General features: G+C 64.0%; 16 protein-coding genes and 1 pseudogene. 9 read left to right on the top strand and 8 right to left on the bottom strand.

Features of this window, described 5'->3' with window-relative positions:
• Positions 1-31 precede the first annotated feature (31 nt).
• Positions 32-1,378 (top strand): hemolysin family protein, encoded by a 1,347-nt coding sequence (locus JQ609_RS16780; RefSeq protein WP_212215207.1) that lies wholly within the window; start codon positions 32-34, stop codon positions 1,376-1,378.
• Between the two features lie 90 nt (positions 1,379-1,468).
• Here JQ609_RS16780 and JQ609_RS16775 read toward each other — a convergent pair.
• From JQ609_RS16775 to JQ609_RS16755, 5 genes and pseudogenes are all read right to left on the bottom strand, one after another.
• Positions 1,469-2,550: pseudogene (locus JQ609_RS16775) on the bottom strand (IS630 family transposase).
• 126 nt (positions 2,551-2,676) lie between these two features.
• On the bottom strand, positions 2,677-3,120 hold the full coding sequence (locus tag JQ609_RS16770; protein ID WP_249119144.1) for a hypothetical protein: 444 nt from the start codon (positions 3,118-3,120) through the stop codon (positions 2,677-2,679).
• A 146-nt stretch (positions 3,121-3,266) separates the two neighbouring features.
• Positions 3,267-3,581 (bottom strand): hypothetical protein, encoded by a 315-nt coding sequence (locus JQ609_RS16765; protein ID WP_212274227.1) that lies wholly within the window; start codon positions 3,579-3,581, stop codon positions 3,267-3,269.
• Positions 3,557-3,781, bottom strand: a complete 225-nt coding sequence (locus tag JQ609_RS16760; protein WP_212274226.1) for an AAA family ATPase — start codon at positions 3,779-3,781, stop codon at positions 3,557-3,559. The genes JQ609_RS16765 and JQ609_RS16760 overlap by 25 nt, the downstream gene beginning before the upstream one ends.
• Before the next feature lie 33 nt (positions 3,782-3,814).
• On the bottom strand, positions 3,815-4,093 hold the full coding sequence (locus JQ609_RS16755; protein ID WP_212209772.1) for a BolA family transcriptional regulator: 279 nt from the start codon (positions 4,091-4,093) through the stop codon (positions 3,815-3,817).
• A 108-nt stretch (positions 4,094-4,201) separates the two neighbouring features.
• Here JQ609_RS16755 and JQ609_RS16750 point away from each other — a divergent pair, with 108 nt between their 5' ends.
• On the top strand, positions 4,202-4,858 hold the full coding sequence (locus tag JQ609_RS16750; protein ID WP_212037041.1) for a J domain-containing protein: 657 nt from the start codon (positions 4,202-4,204) through the stop codon (positions 4,856-4,858).
• Positions 4,859-5,030: 172 nt separating this feature from the next.
• On the opposite strand, the gene JQ609_RS16745 is transcribed toward JQ609_RS16750, so the two are convergent.
• Positions 5,031-6,122, bottom strand: a complete 1,092-nt coding sequence (locus JQ609_RS16745) for a citrate synthase/methylcitrate synthase (RefSeq protein WP_212274225.1) — start codon at positions 6,120-6,122, stop codon at positions 5,031-5,033.
• A gap of 74 nt (positions 6,123-6,196) precedes the next feature.
• On the opposite strand from JQ609_RS16745, the gene JQ609_RS16740 reads away from it, so the two are divergent.
• On the top strand, positions 6,197-7,411 hold the full coding sequence (locus JQ609_RS16740) for a citrate synthase family protein (RefSeq protein ID WP_212274224.1): 1,215 nt from the start codon (positions 6,197-6,199) through the stop codon (positions 7,409-7,411).
• On the opposite strand, the gene JQ609_RS16735 is transcribed toward JQ609_RS16740, so the two are convergent.
• A complete protein-coding gene (locus tag JQ609_RS16735; protein WP_212274223.1) occupies positions 7,404-8,060 on the bottom strand; it encodes a DedA family protein in 657 nt (218 codons plus the stop codon). The two genes, JQ609_RS16740 and JQ609_RS16735, sit on opposite strands and share 8 nt — an antisense overlap.
• A gap of 313 nt (positions 8,061-8,373) precedes the next feature.
• On the opposite strand from JQ609_RS16735, the gene cobS reads away from it, so the two are divergent.
• The 6 genes from cobS (at position 8,374) to JQ609_RS16705 (ending at position 15,261) form a co-directional block, all read left to right on the top strand.
• Positions 8,374-9,372 carry a cobaltochelatase subunit CobS gene (gene cobS / locus JQ609_RS16730; RefSeq protein ID WP_212209768.1) on the top strand — a complete coding sequence of 333 codons (999 nt, stop codon included), beginning with the start codon at positions 8,374-8,376 and terminating at the stop codon, positions 9,370-9,372.
• 3 nt (positions 9,373-9,375) lie between these two features.
• Positions 9,376-9,786, top strand: a complete 411-nt coding sequence (locus JQ609_RS16725) for a GNAT family N-acetyltransferase (protein WP_212209767.1) — start codon at positions 9,376-9,378, stop codon at positions 9,784-9,786.
• Positions 9,783-11,684, top strand: coding sequence for a cobaltochelatase subunit CobT (gene cobT / locus JQ609_RS16720; RefSeq protein ID WP_212209766.1), 1,902 nt, complete (start codon positions 9,783-9,785; stop codon positions 11,682-11,684). Before JQ609_RS16725 ends, cobT begins: the two co-directional genes overlap by 4 nt.
• A gap of 4 nt (positions 11,685-11,688) precedes the next feature.
• Entirely contained in the window at positions 11,689-12,759 is a 1,071-nt protein-coding gene (locus JQ609_RS16715; RefSeq protein ID WP_212209765.1) for an esterase-like activity of phytase family protein, read from the top strand.
• A gap of 156 nt (positions 12,760-12,915) precedes the next feature.
• Positions 12,916-14,028 (top strand): NADH:flavin oxidoreductase/NADH oxidase, encoded by a 1,113-nt coding sequence (locus tag JQ609_RS16710; protein WP_212274222.1) that lies wholly within the window; start codon positions 12,916-12,918, stop codon positions 14,026-14,028.
• 132 nt (positions 14,029-14,160) lie between these two features.
• Entirely contained in the window at positions 14,161-15,261 is a 1,101-nt protein-coding gene (locus tag JQ609_RS16705) for an LLM class flavin-dependent oxidoreductase (RefSeq protein ID WP_212274221.1), read from the top strand.
• Between the two features lie 167 nt (positions 15,262-15,428).
• Here JQ609_RS16705 and JQ609_RS16700 read toward each other — a convergent pair whose 3' ends face one another.
• Entirely contained in the window at positions 15,429-16,553 is a 1,125-nt protein-coding gene (locus tag JQ609_RS16700) for a DUF2336 domain-containing protein (RefSeq protein ID WP_212274220.1), read from the bottom strand.
• Positions 16,554-16,875 lie beyond the last annotated feature (322 nt).

Here is a 16,875-nt window from a genome sequence, read left to right as displayed (position 1 = left end):
CGCGCGGGCCTGGTGCCGTCGCGAGGCAGGCATGAGCTCGACCGCGTTCAATCTGCTGCTTGCGTTCCTGCTGCTCGCCGCCAACGCGTTCTACGTGGCGGCCGAGTTCGCGCTGGTGAAGAGCCGCGGGTTTCGCATCAGGGCGATGGTCGAGCAGGACCGGTTCGGCGCGCGCCTGCTGCACAGCATGATGGGCAACATCGAGGCCTATCTGGCGTGCTGCCAGCTCGGCATTACCATGGCCTCGCTCGGCCTCGGCTGGGTCGGCGAGCCCACCGTTGCGGCGCTGCTGGAGCCGTTGCTGATCCCGCTCGGAATGTCGCAAGCCACGTTGCACTTCGTGTCGTTCCTCGCCGGGTTCCTGGTGTTCTCCTCGCTGCATATCGTGATCGGCGAACAGGTGCCGAAGACGCTGGCGATCAGGCAGCCGATGCCGGTTTCGCAATGGATCGCGTATCCGCTCTACTTGTCCTATCTGGTTTTCTGGCCGCTGAACTGGCTCCTCAACACCGCGTCGCGCGGAATCTTGCGGATGCTCGGCGTGGAGGAATCCTCACAGCATGAAATCCTCACCGACTCCGAGATCGAGGGGCTGGTGGAGGAATCGGCCGTGCACGGCGGCATCGAAAGCGGCGAGGCCGAATACCTTCAAAATGTCTTCCGCTTTGGCGACTTGGCCGTGTCCGACGTCATGGTTCATCGCACGGCGATGGTGATGATCAATGCCGACCTGCCGCCGGATGAGCTGGTGCGCGAGGTGCTGGCCACCGAATACACCCGCATCCCGTTGTGGCGCGACAAGCCGGAGAACATCATCGGCGTGCTGCACGCCAAGGATCTGCTGCGCGCGATCCGGGCTTCCGAAGGCGATACCTCGCACATCGATGTTTCGGCCATCATGCTGCCGCCATGGTTCGTGCCGGAGATGCGGCCTTTGTCCGAACAGCTCAAGGCGTTCCGCCGCCGCAAGACTCATTTCGCGCTCGTCGTCGACGAATATGGCGAAGTCGAAGGCATGGTGACGCTGGAAGACGTTCTGGAAGAAATCGTCGGCGACATTTCCGATGAACATGACGTGGTGGTGGCCGGCGTTCGCGCGCAGGCCGACGGCTCGGTGGTGGTCGATGGTTCGGTGCCGATCCGCGATCTCAACCGCGCCATGAACTGGCATCTGCCCGACGAAGAGGCGACCACGATCGCGGGTCTGGTGATTCACGAGGCGCGTTCGATCCCCGAGCGCGGCCAGAGTTTTACGTTCCACGGCTTCCGCTTCCGCGTGCTGCGCCGCGAGCGCAATCGCATCACCGCCTTGCGGATCGGGCCGGTGCCGCGCGAGGCCGAAGAACAGAAGCCGAGGCGGGCCGGTACGGCGTTCTAAAGCGTTTTCCAGCGAAGTGGACACCGGTTCGCGTCAAGAAAACGCGTCAAATTAAGAATCTAGTGTCCTGAACCAAAAGTTCGTGGCATTTTAGACCTTCGCAGGCGAGTTGTAAGCGCAGAAGCGTTCGATTGAGCGGAGAATGTCGTCGGCTGATTTGGTCCACTGGAACGGCCTTGGGTCTGCGTTGTGATGTTCGATGAAGGACGTAATCTCGGCACGTAGCGCCGCCACGCTGCGATAGATGCCGCGCCTGATCTTGCGCTCGGTGATAAGCGCAAAGAAGCGTTCGACCTGATTGAGCCAGGACGAACTTGTTGGCGTCAGATGGACGTGCCAGCGCGGCCTCTTTGCCAGCCAGTTGCGGATCAACAGCGTCTTGTGGGTTGCGTAATTGTCCATGACGAGGTGGACGTCCAGATCGTCCGGAACAACGGCTTCGATCTCATCGAGAAATTTGCGGAACTCTTGGGCGCGATGGCGTCCATAGCACTTGCCGATGACCCGGCCTGTTGCGATGTCGAGGGCGGCAAATAACGAGGTGACGCCATGTCGCTTGTAGTCGTGACTGCGGCGCGCCGCCTGACCAGGTCGCATCGGGAACATGGGTTGGCTGCGGTCCAGCGCCTGTATCTGTGACTTCTCATCGACGCACAGCACGATGGCATGCTCGGGTGGAGCCACGTAGAGGCCGACGACGTCACGCACCTTGGCGACGAAGTCGCGGTCGGTTGAGAGTTTGAAGGTCTCCAACCGATGCGGCTGCAGGCCGAAGGCCCGCCATATCCGCTGGACTGTTGAGACTGATAGCCCACTGGCCCGTGCCATACCCCGCGAACTCCAGTGGGTGGCGTCGGGCGGCTTCGTCTTAAGGTGCGGACAATTACCTCTTCGATCCGGGCATCCTCGATCGTGCGCGGCGTTCCCGATCGCGGCTCATCCCAAAGACCTTCAAGCCGATGCTCGGCGAAGCGCCGGCGCCATTTGCCGACCGTGTCCTGATCAATACCCAGGCGGGCCGCAACCACCTTGCTCTGCTCGCCTTCAGCGCAGGCCAGGATGATCCGAGCCCGCAGCGCCAAGCCTTGGGCCGTACTTCGGCGCGAGGCCAATGACCTCAATTCAGCGAGTTCAACCTCATTCAGTTCCAGCGGAGCAAAGCGTCGACCCATAGCCAACCCTCCCCAAAATGCGGAGGGTCCGCCATCTTCGAGTCGATTTCGAGTCCGCTGAACTTCAGATTCGGGACACTAGAGCCCCGTTCCGATTCAATCGGAACGGAAAAGGCTCTAGCGGTACTATTCAATATCGATCGCAACGCCGCTGAGCTTCCACGTCCCTTCCGATTCGATGAAGCCAAGCTGGTATTTGACCTGCTTGGGCGCCGTCTGGAAACGGCCCTTCAGTTTCAACACGCCCTGTTCGTCGATCCTGGCGTCCTCGTCGATAATCATTTTTTGCGCCACCACGGCGTCGAACACCGCGTGCTTCTCGACCAGGTCCTTGAACACGGCCCGCAGCTTTTCCGGCGGGAACTGCTCGCGAAACGGTTTTGAGATCTTGGCGTGGAGGACGGTGAAATTGTCGGATCCGACCGCGTCGTTCAGCGTCACCAGGATGCTTTTCACCAGCACCTCCTGAGCGGCCGGGCCGGGCATGTCGAGCGCGAAGGTCTTGATGGGACACGCGGCCATCAACGCCATAACGGCCGCAGCCAACCCCTGATGTGCCCATCGACGCATCGGACGACCTCATCTGCCGGCGATGGCATCAGTGTCGGCCCGACCCCGCGTTCTCTCGAACCGAACCATCGCGCGTCCGATTGTCTCACAAAGATGAAGGCGCTGCCACCGTCCCTGGCCGATCTTTGCATCGGCATGGCGTACGCTCAGGCCAGATAGCGGATCGCTTCCGCGAGCAACCGATCCGCCGGCTCCGCCGAGGTGTCCAGCGTCAACCTTGCATCGGTCCACGCCTCATATTCGGCGCGCCGTTGTTCGACCCTGGCCCAGTCGATCTCGGCCATCCCTTCGATATTGCGGATACGGGCGTCGATACGGCGGCGGTGGATCGCCTGGTCGACGCAGATGCATTCGATGATCTTCAAATCCGCGCGATATTTTGCCGCAAGCTTTCGCCACGCCGCGCGCGGGGCCTCGACCGGATTGACCGCGTCGATCAGGACGGAATGATTGAGCCGCAATTGTTCTGCTGCCAGGGCTTTTGCGACCTCATAGGCCGCGATCCCCGTTTGATCCCGCAGAGGCCGCCGCGCCACATCGCCGCCTCGATCGGATCGACCGACAATAGCGGCAGCGAAAAATGCCGGGAAAGCCCTTCCGCCAGCGTGCTCTTCCCGGAACCGGGAAGTCCGGCCATCACAATGAGCTTCAGCGTGGTCATCGGACGCTTACATCCGTGGCAGGGGTGATATAGTCAGCGGCCCGTAGTTTCCCCGGGTGCCTGCGCCTTGATCGCCAGCGCGTGCACGGACCCCTTGAGTTCCGCGTCGAGCGTCGCATTGACCATGCGATGGCGTTCGATCCGGCTCTTCCCTTCGAAGGCCGGCGACACAATATATACCCGGAAGTGTGTCTCGCCGCCCGGCCTGTGGCCGGCATGGCCCTCATGCAGATGTGATTCGTCTGTTACGTCGAGGCTTTCGGGTACGAAAGCTTCACGCAACTTGTTTATGATATCGTCCTTGGTGCTCATGACGGCGGCATTACGTCCGGGACCGTTTTTCGTCAATGCCAGATCGGAACAGAGGTATTCGCAATGTCAAGACTTGAAGCCTTGGGCATTGCGTAGTCAAAGTCAGCCATGCCAATCGATTCATCCAAATTCTTCGACTCCATTCGCATCAAGCCCAACAAGCTGAGCGCGAAGCAGCAGGCTGCGGCGCGCGAAGAATCCGCCATGTGCGAATGGCCGGAGTGCAAGAACAAGGGCCCGCACCGCGCGCCCAAGGGCCGCGAGAACTCGAAAGAGTACTGGCACTTCTGTCTCAACCACGTCCGCGAATACAACCAGGGCTACAATTTCTTCCAGGGCATGAGCGCCGACTCCGTCGCGCGCTACCAGAAGGATGCGCTGACCGGTCACCGCCCGACCTGGAAGATGGGCGCCAACGGCGGCAAGAAGGGCAAGGCCGGCGCCGAGCCCGATATCGACGCCGCTTCCGATCCGTTCAGCATGTTCTCGGAGCTTAACGGCCGCGGCCGTTGGCGGCCTGGTCCGGGAGGCGCTGCCGGCGAGACCAAGCCCGAAACCCGAAAAGTGATGAACGCCGAGCGCAAGGCGCTGCAGGTGATGGGACTCGGGCCCGATGCGACGCTGGAAACGGTGAAGGCAAAATACAAGCTGCTGGTGAAGCAGCACCATCCCGACGCCAATGGCGGCGACCGCTCCACCGAGGACCGCCTGATCGAGATCATCAAGGCGTATAATTACCTCAAGACGGTAGTGCGCGGGGCGTAATTGTTTGTCGTCCCGGCCTAGTGCGCAATTGCGCACGGGGGGCCGGGACCCATAGCCACCGTCGGTCTTTGTCTTACACGCCGGTCGTGATCTCCCTTTTTCAACAATACAGGCTGCGGCGTATGGGCCCCGGCTCAAGGCCGGGGCGACACGCGCAGATATCTGCGTAGAGTCACTTAGGCATCGGGCCGATATACGCCGAGCTCGGCCGGATCAGCCGCCCCGTGCGCTGCTGTTCGCGGGCGTGCGCGGTCCAGCCGGCGGCACGCGCCACTGCAAAGATCGGCGTAAACGCCTGGCGCGGGATTTTCAGCGCGTCGAGCAGGATCGCGGTGAAGAATTCCACATTGGTATCGAGCGGCCGGTCCGGATTTTTCCGCTTCAAGGCGTAGCGGATATAGGCCTCGACTTCGCCCGCGAACGGCAGATCCATGCCGCCGCCGGCGAGTCGCTCGATCGCGCCCTTGAGCACGTCGGCGCGGGGATCGCGCACCCGATAGACGCGGTGGCCAAAGCCCATCAGCCGCTCGCCGCGCGCCAGCGCGCTGTCGACCCAGGGCTTGATGCGTTCGCTCGATCCGATGGCGTCGAGCATTTCCAGCACCGGCTCCGGCGCGCCGCCATGCAGCGGCCCCGTCAGCGCGCAATAGCCGCCGGTCACCGCCGCAAACAGATCGGCATGCGTCGAGGCAATGACACGCGTCGTAAAGGTCGAGGCGTTCATGCCGTGGTCGCACACCGTGACGAAATAGGCGTCGAGCGCCGCCGCTTCGCGCCCGTCGGGCTTGCGGCCGAGCATCATCGACAGCGTGTCGGCGGCATGGCTCGCGGTCGGATCGGGCGGCACGGGATCGTTGCCCTTGGCGCGCTGCGCCAGCGCGCCTGCGATGACAGGAAATGCGCCGACAATGGTGGCCTCGTGCGTCAGTCCCGCTTCCGCGCGCAGCCCCGCGATCGCCGCGCGAAAACCATCGACGATCGACAGACCTCGCGTGCTTCCCAACAGTTCCGGCAGCCGGGCGAAGGCGCGTTCGCGCCCGGCGCCAAGCGCGGCGCGCACCGCGGCCTCGCCGACCGGCTGGCCGGTGCCGCCGCTCCATAGGCGGGCGGTAACTCCCTCGAACCCGGTCTTGCGCGCCAGTTCGCCGACGCGCTCGCCGGCAATGATCAATTCGCCGCGCTCGCCGTCGACATGGCTCAGCACGGTTTCGGCGGCGGGGACGCCGTCGAGGCCGATCGGGGTCTTTGAAAGCTGCATGTTCATGGTCGGATCTCCTTTGTGCACCGCAAAGGTCGGCCCTCTCGACAGATTGATCAATCTTGATTATGTAAATCAATATGAAAAAATCCGCCGGCCTTTATCTATCGGCCCGCGAGGCATCCGCCGAACTCGCGATCTCGCAGGCGACGCTGTACGCCTATGTCAGCCGCGGCCTGATCCGCTCCGAGCCGTCGGCCGATTCGCGCAGCCACCGCTACCGGGCCGAGGACGTCCGCACGCTGAAGGAGCGGCGGGCGCCGGCGCCGGAGCCGCGCGGGATGCGCAGTTTCGATGCGGATTTGCCGGTGATGGATTCGGCGATCGCGACCATCACCGAGGACGGCCCGATCTATCGCGGTGTCAACTGCGTCGATCTCGCCGAGCGCGATACGCTCGAACATGCGGCCACGCTGCTGTGGGACGTCACCGGCGTCGACCCGTTTGCATCAGATAATTGCCCGTCGATCTCGGATGAAATGCGCGCGGTGGCCGAGGCCGCCCGCGGCGCCAACGCGATCGATCGCGCCATTGCGGTGCTGGCGCTGGCGGCCGTTGCCGATCCGCGCGCCTTTACCCGCGCGCCCGAGGGACGCGCGATGGTCGGCGGCCGCATCCTGCGTCTGGTGGTCGCGACCATGCTGAACGCGAAGACCTCGCCGCAGCCGCTGCACCTGCAGATCGCCAGGGCCTGGGCGCCCGATCACAAGCACGCCGCCGATCTGATACGCCGCGCGCTGGTGCTGCTGGCGGATCATGAATTGAACGCTTCGACCTTCACCGTGCGCTGCGCGGCGTCGACCGGCCTGAACCTCTATGACGCGATGATCGCGGGCCTCGTCGCCCTGAAAGGTCCCAGGCATGGCGGCGCCGGCGTGCTGGCGGCGCAGCTGCTCAAGACGCTCGCGAAGGGCGACGTCGCGCCCCTGATTCGCGAACGGGTGGCGCTGGGCGAGCGTTTCGCGGGCTTCGGCCACGGCGTCTACAAGCTCGGGGATCCCCGCGCGCAGGCCTTGCTGGAGGCTTTGGCGCGCTCCGGCGCAGAGCGCAAACTGACCCACGAAATCCCGGAACGCATTGCGGAAGCGACCGGCGAATTCGTCAATATCGACTATGCGCTGGCGGTGCTCGTGCACACGCTGGGCCTGCCGCCGGGCCATGAGCTGGTGCTGTTTTCGATGGCCCGCACGGTCGGATGGATCGCGCATGCGAGCGAGCAACTGCGCCAGGAGCGGCTGATTCGCCCGCGGGCGCGCTATGTTGGCCCTGCGCCTGGACGCGCCCGGATTACTTGACCGGCCTGGCCGGCTCGATCACGCCGCCGCCCTGGCGGCGGCGGATGATCCAAATCGCAAGCGCGATAACCAGCGCACCGACCAGCACCGCGAGCACCCAGAGATGCTTGGCCGTGCCGTGATGATGCCCGAAATATTCGTGCAGCACGGAGATTGCGAATACGCCCGGCAGCACATGGGCCATCGCCCAGAGCAGGATGGCCGGAATATTCACGCCGTAGAACCGCAGCGGCGGCATGCCCAGCGCGCCCGCCGTGACCGGTACGAAGGCGCGGATCGGCGGCACGAAACGCGCAAAGAACACCGCAAGCGCGCCACGGCTTTCGAAGAAGGCTTCGCTCTGCGCCACCACGGCGGGATAGTTCTTCAGCGGCCAGACGCTGAGAATCTCGCGCTGCGAGCGATGGCCAACCCAGAACGCGGTGCCGTCGCCGAGTGCGGCCCCGGCAATCGCCGCCGCCAGCACCGCCCACAATTTCAGTTCGCCGCCCGGCACCAGCGCGCTCAAGGCGAGGATGATGGTCGATCCCGGCACCAGCGAGCCGACCACCGGAACGGCTTCCAGCAGGGCGGCGAGGAACAGCGTCAGGTAGGCAAGCCACGGATGGGCCGAGACAAAAGCGATCAGAGGATCGAGGAAGGAGGCCACAAAATTCCCGTTGCGGTCGCGTGGTTTGCCTGATGACCCCAGACCTAACAACTCGCCAAGGGGCGGGGAAGAGCCGTCCCGAGGCGCCGGTTCCGGGGCGGCTGGCCCGGCCACCCGGCAAAAGTACGGCGTGATTCGCAGGGCTGCCCTCCAAAAATCGAGTTCAGTGCCTATCTCAATGATAAGGCAGCGGAACTTTCATTGCGCGGCGGGCTTCTTCCGGCCGTTGCTCTCTGCTAGGTTCGCAGCCAGCACCCATCCGCAGCCATTCAACAAATCTGGTTTCGGGAACGCCCGGGACCTCGGAGGATTGATGACGACCGCCGCCATGAGCAAGAATACGGAACCCGTCGGTCTGCCCGATATGAAGGTGTCGGTCCGGCAGGTCTTTGGAATCGATAGTGATCTCGAAGTGCCCGCCTATTCCGAAGTCGATCCGCATGTGCCGGAAGTCGATTCGGACTACCGCTTCGACCGCGCCACCACGCTTGCGATCCTCGCCGGTTTTGCCAAGAACCGCCGCGTCATGGTCACCGGCTATCACGGCACCGGCAAATCGACCCATATCGAACAGGTCGCAGCGCGGCTGAACTGGCCCTGCGTGCGCGTCAACCTCGACAGCCATATCAGCCGCATCGATCTGGTCGGCAAGGACTCCATCGTCGTGCGGGACGGCAAGCAGGTCACGGAATTCCGCGACGGTATTCTGCCCTGGGCGCTGCAGCACAACATCGCGCTGGTGTTCGACGAATACGACGCCGGCCGCCCCGACGTGATGTTCGTGATCCAGCGCGTGCTGGAAGTCTCCGGCCGCCTGACGCTGCTCGACCAGAACAAGGTGATCAAGCCGCACCCGTCGTTCCGCCTGTTCTCGACCGCCAACACGGTCGGTCTCGGTGATACGTCGGGCCTCTATCACGGCACCCAGCAGATCAACCAGGGTCAGATGGACCGCTGGTCGATCGTCACCACGCTGAATTATCTGGCGCATGACGAGGAAGTCGAAATCGTGCTCGCCAAGGCGAAGCACTATCGCACGCAGGAAGGCCGCGACATCGTCAACAAGATGGTGCGGCTTGCCGATCTCACCCGAAACGCGTTCGCCAATGGCGACCTCTCGACGGTGATGAGCCCGCGCACGGTGATCACCTGGGCGGAGAACGCCGATATCTTCTCCGATATCGGCTTTGCGTTCCGCGTCACCTTCCTCAACAAGTGCGACGAACTGGAACGGCCGCTGGTGGCTGAATTCTATCAGCGCTGCTTCAACGCGGAGCTGGCCGAGAGTTCGGTCAACGTGGCGCTCAGCTAGCCCATGCCAACCATTTCCGTCGAGCGCACCATTGGAAAGACTAAGAAGGCGGTGCTCGGCGGATTGATCGGCTACAACACCGAGAAGATGGGGAAGCAGAAATACAAGCGCCTCGCCATCTCCTTGCGCGAAGGCGACAAGATCGTCGGCGGGATTGTCGGTGAGGTCTGGACCACGGTGCTGTTCATACAGTTGTTCTGGATGGAGCAGAAACTTCGCGGCAAGGATTTTGGAACAAAGCTGATCAAGGCGATTGAAGACGAAGCGAGACGGTTTGGGGCTACGCGGTCCTATCTCGATACGATGAGTTTTCAGGCGCCGGGTTTCTACCGCGCCTGCGGCTATGAGGAATTCGGTTCGATCGACGGTTATCCTGAAGGCGTGACGCGCCATTGGTTCACGAAAGCGCTATGAGCACATCCAACTCCAAATTCCGCACCGGATCCAAGGAAGCGCCGACCGAGCCGTTCAAGCGCGCGGTGACGTCGTGCCTGCGCGCGATCGCAAAGGCCCCCGAACTCGAAGTGACGTTCGCGGCCGAACGTCCGGGTCTCGCGCCGGGCAAGGCCCGGCTGCCCGAACCTGCGCGCAAAATGACGAAACGCGATGCCGCGATCGTGCGCGGCCATGCCGACTCGATCGCGCTGAAACTCGCCTGTCACGATCCAAAAGTTCACCGCAAGCTGATGCCGGGCAATCCGCAGGCGCGCGGCGTGTTCGAGGCGGTCGAGCAGGCGCGCGTCGAAGCGATCGGCTCGCGGCGGATGGCCGGTGTCGCGAAAAACCTCACCGCGATGCTCGACGATCATTTCCATCGCGGCAAGTTCGACGAGATCACCGACCGCGCCGACGCGCCGCTGTCGGATGCGCTGGCGATGCTGGTGCGCGAACGGCTGACCGGCATGGCGCCGCCGGCGGCGGCGAAGAAGATGGTCGACCTCTGGCGTCCGGTGCTGGAAGACAGGATCGGCGCGCGCCTCGATCAATTGAGCCGCGTTACCGAAGACCAGGCCAAGTTCGGCGACCTCGTGCACGATCTGCTGTCGGCGCTCGACCTTGGCGACGACCGCAACGCCGATGCCGATGACGACGAGAACAACGAGGAGAATCAGGACGGCGAGAACGATCAGTCCGGCGCCGAAGGTTCGCCCGACTCTGACGCCGCGCAGGAAATGAGCGCCGATCAGGCCCAGGCCTCGACCGACGAAATGTCGGAGAGTGCGATGGAAAGCGCGCAGGCTTCCACGTCGGACACCTTCGACGACGGCGAACTCGGCGACGACGAGACCCCGGGCGAGGCGACGCGGCCGAATTCGCGCGGCGCCAACGAACCGCGCGGGCCGGAATATCACGCCTTTGCGCCGAAGTTCGACGAGGTGATCGCGGCCGAAGATCTCTGCGACCATGACGAGCTGGAACGGCTGCGCAGCTATCTCGACAAGCAGCTCGCGCATCTGCAGGGCATCGTCGCGCGGCTGGCCAACCGGCTGCAGCGCCGCTTGATGGCGCAGCAGAACCGCGCCTGGGAGTTCGATCTCGAGGAAGGCATCCTTGATCCGGCGCGGCTGTCGCGCGTGGTCACCGATCCTTATCATCCGCTCTCGTTCATGCACGAGAAGGAAGCGACCTTCCGCGACACCGTGGTGACGCTGCTGCTGGACAATTCCGGTTCGATGCGCGGCCGTCCCATTACGGTGGCGGCGACCTGTGCGGACATTCTGGCGCGCACGCTGGAGCGGTGCGGCGTCAAGGTCGAGATCCTCGGCTTCACCACGCGGGCCTGGAAGGGCGGGCAGTCCCGCGAGGCGTGGCTTGCCGCCGGCAAGCCGGCCAATCCTGGCCGGCTGAACGACCTGCGCCACATCATCTACAAATCCGCCGACGCCCCCTGGCGCCGCGCGCGGAAAAATCTCGGGCTGATGATGCGCGAGGGGCTTTTGAAGGAAAACATCGACGGCGAGGCGCTGGATTGGGCGCACAAGCGCCTGCTCGGACGTCCTGAGCAGCGCAAGATCCTGATGATGATTTCCGACGGCGCGCCGGTCGACGATTCCACGCTGTCGGTCAACCCGGGCAATTACCTCGAGCGGCATCTGCGCCACATCATCGAAGAGATCGAAACCCGTTCGCCGGTCGAACTGATCGCGATCGGCATCGGTCACGACGTGACGCGGTATTATCGCCGTGCGGTTACCATCGTCGATGCCGAGGAACTCGGCGGCGCCATCACCGAAAAGCTTGCCGAGCTCTTCAGCGAGACCCACGGCGCCGCACCCACGACAACGCGCCGGCCACGCCGTCTGCATTCCTGAGAGTATGCGCGCACCGGTAAGCCGCCGTCGCTTCCTGAAAACTGCAGCGGCGGGGTTCTCGGCCGTGGCGCTGCCCGCCATCGCGCATGCGCAGACCGCAGTTCAGCGGCCGCCGAAGCCGGCTCCCCCGGATGAATATGCCGTCACCGCGCCGGTCTCGATCGAGGTCAATGCTAGGCCGCTGCCGTCGTTCGATACCCGCGACCGCTCCCACGTGCGGTTTGGCTCGCTGGAATATCGCAGCGGGTTGATCCTGACCTCCAGGTTTCGCGGCTTCGGCGGCCTGTCGGGGCTGCGGCTCGATGCCAAGGGCGAGCGCTTCATCGCCATCAGCGACAAGGGCGGCTGGTTCACCGGCCGCATCGTTTGCAAGGGCCGCGAGATGACCGGCCTCGATGATGTCGAGGCGTCGCCGATTCTCGGTCCCGATGGCAAGCCGATCACCGCGCGCGGCTGGTACGACACCGAGGCGATCGCACTCGATGGTTCTTACGTTTATGTCAGCCTGGAACGCGTCAATCAGATACTGCGGTTCGATTTCGCCAAGGGCTTTACGCGTTCGCTCGGCGAGGTGATGCCGTTGCCGCCGGCGACGCGCAAGCTGCCGTTCAACAAGGGGCTCGAAGCGCTGGTGATGGTGCCGAAGGGCTTTGCCCTGGCGGGGACGCTGATCGCGATCTCCGAACGCGGCCTCGACGCCGGCGGCAACATCATCGGCTTTCTGATCGGCGGCAAGACGCCCGGTCAGTTCGGCATCCGCCGCACCGAGAATTTCGACGTCAGCGACGCGGTGTTGCTGCCTTCCGGTCAATTGCTGTTGCTGGAGCGCAAGTTTTCCATGCTCGGCGGCATCGGCGTCCGGATCCGGCGCATCGCGCCCAACTCCATCGCCCCCGGCGCCGTGATCGACGGTCCCACGATCTTCACCGCCGATCTCGGCAGCGAGATCGACAATCTGGAAGGCATCGACGCCCATGTGACCGACGAGGGCGATACGGTGCTGACGCTGATCTCCGACGACAATTTCTCGATGATCCAGCGCAACCTGCTGCTGCAGTTCACGCTGGTGGATTGAGGCGGCTTTCCTCCAGCCCATGCCGCCTGGTATCGCGCCGGTATCAAACGGTAGGAGGAGGGTTGCGCTGGCGGCGGGTTGAGGGGAAGGGGGCAGCTCGCTACAGAGGAGGCCAGCATGCTTCCATTCGGTCCGAAAATTCCCCAGGAATCCCACATGAGCAACCTGTTTTCCCCGATCCGGCTGCGTGGCCTGAAACTCGCCAACCGCATCATGGTGGCGCCGATGTGCCAATATTCTTCGGTCGATGGCGACGCCAATGACTGGCACTTCACGCACATCAATTCGCTGGCGCTGTCGGGCGCTTCGATCTTCTGCATCGAGGCAACGGCGGTCGAGGCGATCGGCCGGATCACGCCGGGTTGCCTCGGCCTCTACAACGACGCCAACGAGGCCGCGTTGAAGCCGATCCTGGCCTCGGTGCGCAAGCGCTCCAAGGCGGCCGTGATGATCCAGCTCGCCCATGCCGGCCGCAAGGCGTCGAGCCACACGCCGTGGGACGGCGGCCAGCTGATTCCGGTTTCCGAAGGCGGCTGGCAGGCGGAAGGGCCGTCGGCGATTGCGCACAAGGAGAGCGAGACGCCGCCAAAGGCGTTCGACGCGGCGGGGCTTGTCCGGGTGCGCGATGCGTTTGTCGCGGCCACCGGGCGCGCCGAGCGGCTCGGCATCGACGCCATCGAGGTGCACAGCGCCCACGGCTATCTGCTGCATCAGTTCCTGTCGCCGATCTCCAACCAGCGCACCGATCAATATGGCGGGTCGCTGGAGAATCGCATGCGCTTTCCGCTCGAAGTGTTCGACGCGGTGCGCGCGGCGTTTCCGCACGACAAGCCGGTTGGCCTGCGGCTTTCCTCGACCGACTGGGTCGAGGGCGGCTGGGATCTGGCGCAGACCATCGAATACGCCAAGGCGTTGAAGCAGCGCGGCGTCGACTGGATTGACGCATCGTCGGGCGGCGTTTCGCCATTGCAAAAGATTCCGCTCGGGCCCGGCTATCAGGTGCAATTTGCGCAAGCGATCAAGCAGGCGACCGGCCTTACGACGATTGCGGTCGGCCTGATCACCGAAGCCAGGCAGGCCGAGGAGATCGTGGCCTCCGGTAAGGCCGACATGGTCGCGCTGGCCCGCGGCATGCTCTACGACCCGCGCTGGGGCTGGCACGCCGCCGCCGAACTCGGCGGCGAAGTGTTTGCACCGCCGCAATATTGGCGCTCGCAACCCTCGACGCAAAAGGCGCTGTTCGGCGCCACAACGTTCGGCACGCGGTAGCGGGAAATTTCGCGCGCCGCCGCGCGAATTTCTGCCCATTGGTTTCGTCATATCTCGGCCACACGCAAGGCGTGCTATGCTCTCGCTTGCGCGCGACAGACGCGTTTTGAAAAAACAGCGAGAGGACGCCCCATGGAGATCGGATATTTCACGATGCCGTCCCATCCGCCGGAGTGCGGGTTGAAGGAGGGTCACGACTGGGACTTGCAGACGCTGCGATGGCTCGATGAGCTCGGCTATCAGGAAGCCTGGATCGGCGAACACCACACCGCCCCCTGGGAGCCGCACCCCTCGCCGGACCTGATCCTCGCGCAGGCGTTCCTGCAGACCAAAAATATCCGCCTCGGCCCCGGCGGCTTTTTGCTGCCCTATCACCACCCCGCCGAACTCGCCAACCGCGTCGCGATGCTCGACCATCTCTCCGGCGGCAGGCTGAATTTCGGCGTCGCGGCGTCGGGCCTGCCGAGCGACTGGGCGATGTTCAACGTCGACGGCATGTCCGGCCAGAACCGCGACATGACCCGCGAGGCGCTGGAGATCATCCTCAAAATGTGGACCGAGGACGCGCCGTGGTCGTACCAAGGCAAGTTCTGGACGGTGAACAAGCCTGACGTGATGTTCGACTTCCTCAAGCCGCACCTCAAGCCGCTCCAGGCGCCGCATCCGCCGATCGGCGTCGCCGGCCTTTCCAAGGGATCGGATACGCTCAAGCTCGCGGGCGAGCGCGGCTACATCCCGATGAGCCTCAACCTCAACCCGGCCTATGTCGGCAGCCACTGGGAATCGGTGGAGATCGGCGCCGCCAAGACCGGCCGCAAGCCGAACCGGCAGGACTGGCGGCTGGTGCGCGAGGTCTTCATCGCCGACACCGACGAGGAAGCCTGGCGGCTGTCGGTCGGCGACATGATGGGCCGGATGATGACCGAATACTTCCTCCCTCTGCTCGGGCATTTCGGTTTCAAGGACTACCTCAAGCACGCGCCCGACGTGCCCGACTCGGATGTCACCGCCGATTATTGCGCGAAGCGCAACTGGATCGTCGGCTCGCCCGCAACCTGCGCCGAGAAGATCGAGAAGATCTATCACGAGGTCGGCGGTTTCGGCACGCTGTTGGTCTTCGGCTTCGACTACAAGCACAAGCCGGAAGCGTGGCACCATTCGCTGCGCCTCCTGAAGCAGGAAGTGATGCCGCGGCTGAAGCATCTCGACGCGAGTTTGATCCGCGCGGCGTGAGCTTCTTCTTCCTTCTCCCCTTGTGGGAGAAGGTGGCGCGAAGCGCCGGATGAGGGGTCTGCATCCGCGGAGAGAACCCCTCACCCGTCCACGATGCTTTCGCATCGTGTCCACCCTCTCCCACAAGGGGAGAGGGGAAGTGAGCGCGTCTCGCCGCGCAGCATCCCTCAATTCACCCCCGGCGGTGCATCCGTCGCTTTCACCTGCCAGAACCGCAGCATGCGCTGCGCGTTGTCCAGCGTCAGCCTGCTGTATTGCGCCTTGGCCTGCGCCAGTTCGTGCGGGCCGAGATGGCCTGAGGTGAAGCGGCTGTCGAGCACGGCGGCCACCGTGTCCCAGCGCAGGCCGGCGACGCGGCAGGGAACCAGCAGGCCTTCATCGCGCAGGCTCTGCATCAGCGGGCGGATGACGTCGATGCCGGAGCGCGACAGTTCGGCGAGCGCCGCCACCGTCTCCTCGTATTTGCGCTGTTTGGCAAAACTGAGCAGCGCGGCTTCGTTGAGCTGGCCGTTTTTCGCGAGCAGCGTCACGTAGCGCTTGGCGGCGGCAAAATCGCGCACGCGCGACATTTCGCGGCTGGCGCCGTCGGCGGCGGCCGCGATGGCGCCGCGGATTTCCTCGAACAGATGCGGCGGCGCGCGCGACAACAGCCGCGTGCGCACCGCTTCAGTGGCGTCGCGCAGCAATTGCCGCCTGAGTTCCGCGGGCAGGTCGATGCGGATGCCGGTCTCGATCGCCAGTTCCGGATCGTGTTCGGCCTGCGCAAGCAGCACCGCAAAACCGTTCGTGGAAACTTTTGCGCCGGGATTGGCGACCAGCTTGCGGCTGACGCTCGGATAATGCCGCGCCAGCAGCGCGTCGGTGACGATCTCGGCGAGCCACCAGCGGCCGGATATCGCGAGCAGATGCGCCTCGCTCTTGCTCTGCGCGAGCTCGACCAGATCCTCCGCCGACAGCCGCGCGGATTCGGTCAGCACGGGCGCTGCGACGGAAATGTCCTCGTTGTGGGCGAGGCGCCGGATCACGGCATGCGGCGCCTGCTTCACCGACGCGAGCTGGCTGCTCATTTCGGCGAGCGCGATGCGCGCGCTGACGTCGGCGATGGCGCGCAGCTCGATGGTCCTGATCAGGCGTTCGAGCACGTCGCCGAACAGCTCGATCTGTTCGCCATTGAAGCCGTCGGCCGAGGTCAGGAACAGGTCCGTGACGCGGCGGAAAGTCTCAAGGTGTTTTTGCGCCGAGCCGGCCTTGATGGCCGCCTCGACCTCATCGGCGATGGATTGTTCCAGCATCGCTCGTCCTGAGCGTTCGAAGCCAATTCTGGCAGAGGGGAAAAGGGTATGGTGAATAGCTGAAGAGTCGGTAAAATTTGGACTGTTGGGCCGGCCTCTCACCGTCATTGCGAGCGAAGCGAAGCAATCCATGGCGCGAGCTACTCAGTGAAACTACGGAGATTTGGGGCGCCGCGTTTGGCGGCGCGCTGACGGGAAGGTGGGGTAGGGGTCTCGCGTCATTCTCCGCTGTCGTCCGGCCTTGCGCCGGGACCCATATGTGGACGGCCCCCGTGCCACAAGAGTTTTTTGACGGTCTGATCGGATCGCTTGCATCCATATG

Source organism: Bradyrhizobium sp. AUGA SZCCT0169, from assembly GCF_018130085.1.
In the GTDB taxonomy this organism is placed as follows: domain Bacteria; phylum Pseudomonadota; class Alphaproteobacteria; order Rhizobiales; family Xanthobacteraceae; genus Bradyrhizobium.
Note: the sequence above shows the minus strand (reverse complement) of the source record. Positions and strands in the feature narration are given on the sequence as shown.

Excerpts from the sequence above, each read along its gene's own strand:
- JQ609_RS16725 (WP_212209767.1), top strand. The coding sequence starts at position 9,376 with ATGCCAACCATTTCCGTCGAGCGCACCATTGGAAAGACTAAGAAGGCG.
- JQ609_RS16700 (WP_212274220.1), bottom strand. The coding sequence starts at position 16,553 with ATGCTGGAACAATCCATCGCCGATGAGGTCGAGGCGGCCATCAAGGCC.
- JQ609_RS16705 (WP_212274221.1), top strand. The coding sequence starts at position 14,161 with ATGGAGATCGGATATTTCACGATGCCGTCCCATCCGCCGGAGTGCGGG.
- cobT (WP_212209766.1), top strand. The coding sequence starts at position 9,783 with ATGAGCACATCCAACTCCAAATTCCGCACCGGATCCAAGGAAGCGCCG.
- JQ609_RS16780 (WP_212215207.1), top strand. The coding sequence starts at position 32 with ATGAGCTCGACCGCGTTCAATCTGCTGCTTGCGTTCCTGCTGCTCGCC.
- JQ609_RS16750 (WP_212037041.1), top strand. The coding sequence starts at position 4,202 with ATGCCAATCGATTCATCCAAATTCTTCGACTCCATTCGCATCAAGCCC.
- cobS (WP_212209768.1), top strand. The coding sequence starts at position 8,374 with ATGACGACCGCCGCCATGAGCAAGAATACGGAACCCGTCGGTCTGCCC.
- JQ609_RS16760 (WP_212274226.1), bottom strand. The coding sequence starts at position 3,781 with ATGACCACGCTGAAGCTCATTGTGATGGCCGGACTTCCCGGTTCCGGG.
- JQ609_RS16710 (WP_212274222.1), top strand. The coding sequence starts at position 12,916 with ATGAGCAACCTGTTTTCCCCGATCCGGCTGCGTGGCCTGAAACTCGCC.
- JQ609_RS16740 (WP_212274224.1), top strand. The coding sequence starts at position 6,197 with ATGAAAAAATCCGCCGGCCTTTATCTATCGGCCCGCGAGGCATCCGCC.
- JQ609_RS16715 (WP_212209765.1), top strand. The coding sequence starts at position 11,689 with ATGCGCGCACCGGTAAGCCGCCGTCGCTTCCTGAAAACTGCAGCGGCG.
- JQ609_RS16770 (WP_249119144.1), bottom strand. The coding sequence starts at position 3,120 with ATGCGTCGATGGGCACATCAGGGGTTGGCTGCGGCCGTTATGGCGTTG.
- JQ609_RS16745 (WP_212274225.1), bottom strand. The coding sequence starts at position 6,122 with ATGAACATGCAGCTTTCAAAGACCCCGATCGGCCTCGACGGCGTCCCC.
- JQ609_RS16755 (WP_212209772.1), bottom strand. The coding sequence starts at position 4,093 with ATGAGCACCAAGGACGATATCATAAACAAGTTGCGTGAAGCTTTCGTA.